The following is a 3,492-nucleotide window of genomic DNA, read 5'->3' on the forward strand; positions in this document are numbered from 1 at the left end:
GCTCTTTGAAACATTTCTATTACCTTGCTTAAGTAAATTTTTAGGAAAAGTAGAAGCCTTTGATACAGGATTTTATAAAGCACTCGCTCAACTCACACGAGATGCCTTAAGTGCAATGGCTGATGAATTGGAAGAATCAGAACAGCAAATGGAATAAGCTTAATCATGAATTATCCCTACTGTATCTCTAGTAGGGATATGAATACCTCAAATCTACTCTTTTTTCTCTTTCATTACATTAAAGATCATCGCAAGAATAGGACCTGAAATATTGTGCCAAAAACTGAATACTGCACTCGGCACTGCAATTAATGGGTTTGCTTTAAAATGAATCGCCGCCAATGCTGCCCCTAATCCTGAATTTTGCATCCCCACTTCAATCGAAACTGCTTTACTATCGGATAGTGGCAATTTGAATAGACGAGCAACAAGATAGCCTACGGCATAACCTAACGCATTGTGTAAGACTACAATGGCGAAAATTAATAACCCCGATTCAATAATACGATCCTTACTCACAGAAACCACCGCTGTAACAATTAACACAATCGCAATAACCGATATTAACGGCATAACTTGGCTGACGTTTTCTACTTTTTGCTTAAAGATAGAACGAATAATTACACCGACAAAGATTGGCAATAAGACCATTTGCAATACAGACACAAACATCGCTCCTGCATCAATATCTAGCCATTGACTTGCAAATAAATAAAACACTGCCGGTGTCAAAATTGGCGCTAATAAGGTTGAAATCGTGGTACAGGCGACAGAGAGTGCTGTATTACCTTTCGCAAGATAGGTCATCACGTTAGAAGACGTACCACCGGGGCAAGAGCCGACAAGAATCACGCCAATCGCTAAATCAGGGGGAAGATCAAATAATTTCACCAAAAGAAAAGCTAGGGCTGGCATTACAATAAACTGAGCAACGACACCAATAATCGCCCCTTTAGGATTACGAGACACCTCGCCAAAATCTTTAAAGGTTAAGGTTAGCCCCATACCGAGCATTACGATCCCAAGTAAATAAGGTATCCAACCCAAAAAGAATTTAAACGTATCGGGAAATTGTGCCGCAATTAATGCTGATAGCACGACCCATACAGCAAATGTTTTACTCACAAACTGAGTAAATTTTAATAACGCATTCATTAATTATTTACCTCTTAAAAATGTTAATTTTAGGTAAAAATTATATGACTTTTTGTTAAATGTAAAGTGGATAATTTAAAATCAAAATAGCATAAAAATAGTTGATAACATTAGCCTACACTTAATCAAGTTATAATAGATTTTATATTTGTCCTTCATCTACTGATAAAGTAATGATGTTATTCTATTGATTTCTTCTTTTTTTATAAGGTGTAATTAGGGGTCATATTCAATGAAAGTACCAATTCATCGAATCTAAGATAGATGGTACAATAATATCTCATTATAATTAGATAACATTGTTATCCTAATACATATAATTGAACATTCTTGTCAAAAACATAAATAAAGGAAAGACATGAGTAAAATTCAATCATTAAGCATTTCTGGATATAAATCTATTAAATCTCTTGAGATGTTTAAATTAACCAATTTAAATGTCTTAATTGGTGCTAATGGAGCAGGAAAAAGTAATTTTATTAGTTTATTTAAATTACTTAATGAAATGTATGAGAAACGCTTTCAACTTTATGTACAAAAACAAGGTGGACCTGATGCTTTACTGCATTTTGGTCGTCAATATACTGATAAAATTCATGCTGAGTTTTATTTTGCTCATAATGGCTATAAAATTGACTTAGAGCCAACCAATGATAACCGATTGATTTTTGGGAATGAGGTAAGTTGGTTTGCTGGTGTATATTTCAATTCATCACCTAGCCAAAATTTGGGTTCAGGGCATGAAGAATCTTTATTGCCGGAAGCTAAAGATAAATACTCACCTTATGTTAGAGACGCTATAAAGAAATGGCGTGTATACCATTTTCACGATACTAGTGAAACAGCTAAGGTGAAGCAACGCCATTCAGCCAGTGATAATCTTATTTTAAAACCTGATGCTGCTAATCTTGGTGCTTATCTCCGTATGCTACATGATAAACATCATGATTATTACCAACGTATTGTTGATACGATTCAATTAGTTTTACCTTTTTTTGGTGGATTTATATACCGTGAAGGTGAGCCTGAGAATATTGAGTTGGAATGGTTCCAAAAACAGCATAGCGATACACCACTAAAAGCTCACGTTTTATCTGATGGTAGTTTACGTTTTATTTGTCTAATGACACTTTTACTACAACCTAGTTCACTTCTACCTGAAACTGTTTTAATTGATGAACCTGAATTAGGGTTGCACCCTTATGCTATATCAGTATTAGCAGATGTTATTCATCAGGTATCTGATGAAAAGCAACTAATTATTTCTACACAATCAGTAGAACTGGTTAATTTGTTCGAGCCAGAGGATGTTATTGTGGTAAATCAAGAAGATGATGCTTCTACTTTTACTCGTTTAGATGCAGAAAAATTATCTGATTGGCTTGAGGAATATGCTCTTGGCGAGCTTTGGAAGCAAAATATATTTGGAGGTCGCCCTTAATGAAATGTATCAATGTTTTTGTAGAAGGACAAACGGAGGAAGCTTTTATTAAGGATGTTGTCGCTCCATCCTTATATCATCTAAATATTTTCTTATACCCTCGTCTTTTATCCACGTCCAAAAAAGGTAAAGGAGGTGCAATTACTTATGATCGGCTTCATTTTCATGCTCGAAATGCTTTACGTCAAAACCCTACATGGTTTTTAACTACCTTTTTTGATTTGTATGCTTTGGATAATACTTTTCCAGAATTTAATTCTATTCAATCATTAAATTCCCCGTTAGATAAAGCCAATCACTTAGAAACAGCTTTGCACAATCAAATTCTTAATGAATTTAATATTCAACCATCTCAATTTTTCCCACATATTCAACCTTATGAATATGAAGGGTTGCTATTTTCTGATGTCAACCAGTTCGGACAAGTCGAACCCGAATGGCAACGATATCAAAATCAATTGATGCAAATCCGTAATAATTTTGATACACCAGAACATATAAATAATAGTTACCAGACAGCGCCATCAAAAAGATTAGAAGCACTTCTTGACCCCAAATATCGTAAAACCCGTCATGGACCACTTTTAGCAAAAAAAATAAGTTTAGCAATTATTGAAAATGAATGTGAGCATTTTAGACAATGGTTAGATAGATTAAGAAATGTATAACATAACTTTTCTACTTAACCAACACCACCACCGACTCCAGATGCCCTGTATGAGGAAACATATCAATCATTGCCCCTTTAATTAGTTTGTAGCCTTTTTCAATCAACTTTTCGCAATCTCGGACGAGGGTTGCGGGGTTGCAGGATACATATACAATCCGTTCGGGTTGCAGTTCGCATAAGTGATCGAGTGCGAACAAAGCACCATTTCGGGCAGGATCAAGCAAAA

Annotated in this window: 3 protein-coding genes and 2 pseudogenes; 3 read left to right on the forward strand and 2 right to left on the reverse strand. The window is 35.1% G+C overall.

Annotated features, from left to right (window positions below; all coding sequences use genetic code 11):
* Window positions 1-157 (forward strand): annotated as a pseudogene (locus Q1J40_RS02635) (molecular chaperone); the annotation flags it as partial.
* Window positions 158-213: 56 nt separating this feature from the next.
* On the opposite strand, the gene Q1J40_RS02640 reads toward Q1J40_RS02635, so the two are convergent.
* Window positions 214-1,155, reverse strand: coding sequence for a bile acid:sodium symporter family protein (locus Q1J40_RS02640; RefSeq protein WP_301098482.1), 942 nt, complete (start codon window positions 1,153-1,155; stop codon window positions 214-216).
* A gap of 358 nt (window positions 1,156-1,513) precedes the next feature.
* Here Q1J40_RS02640 and Q1J40_RS02645 point away from each other — a divergent pair, with 358 nt between their 5' ends.
* Both Q1J40_RS02645 and Q1J40_RS02650 read left to right on the forward strand, forming a co-directional pair.
* Window positions 1,514-2,596, forward strand: coding sequence for an AAA family ATPase (locus tag Q1J40_RS02645; protein ID WP_301098483.1), 1,083 nt, complete (start codon window positions 1,514-1,516; stop codon window positions 2,594-2,596).
* Window positions 2,596-3,264 carry a DUF4276 family protein gene (locus Q1J40_RS02650; RefSeq protein ID WP_301098484.1) on the forward strand — a complete coding sequence of 223 codons (669 nt, stop codon included), beginning with the start codon at window positions 2,596-2,598 and terminating at the stop codon, window positions 3,262-3,264. Before Q1J40_RS02645 ends, Q1J40_RS02650 begins: the two co-directional genes overlap by 1 nt.
* Window positions 3,265-3,274: 10 nt before the next feature.
* Here the strand turns inward: Q1J40_RS02650 and Q1J40_RS02655 are convergent.
* Window positions 3,275-3,492: pseudogene (locus tag Q1J40_RS02655) on the reverse strand (23S rRNA (uracil(1939)-C(5))-methyltransferase RlmD); the annotation flags it as partial.

The sequence above is a fragment of the Otariodibacter sp. genome (assembly GCF_029256985.1).
Classification (GTDB): domain Bacteria; phylum Pseudomonadota; class Gammaproteobacteria; order Enterobacterales; family Pasteurellaceae; genus Otariodibacter.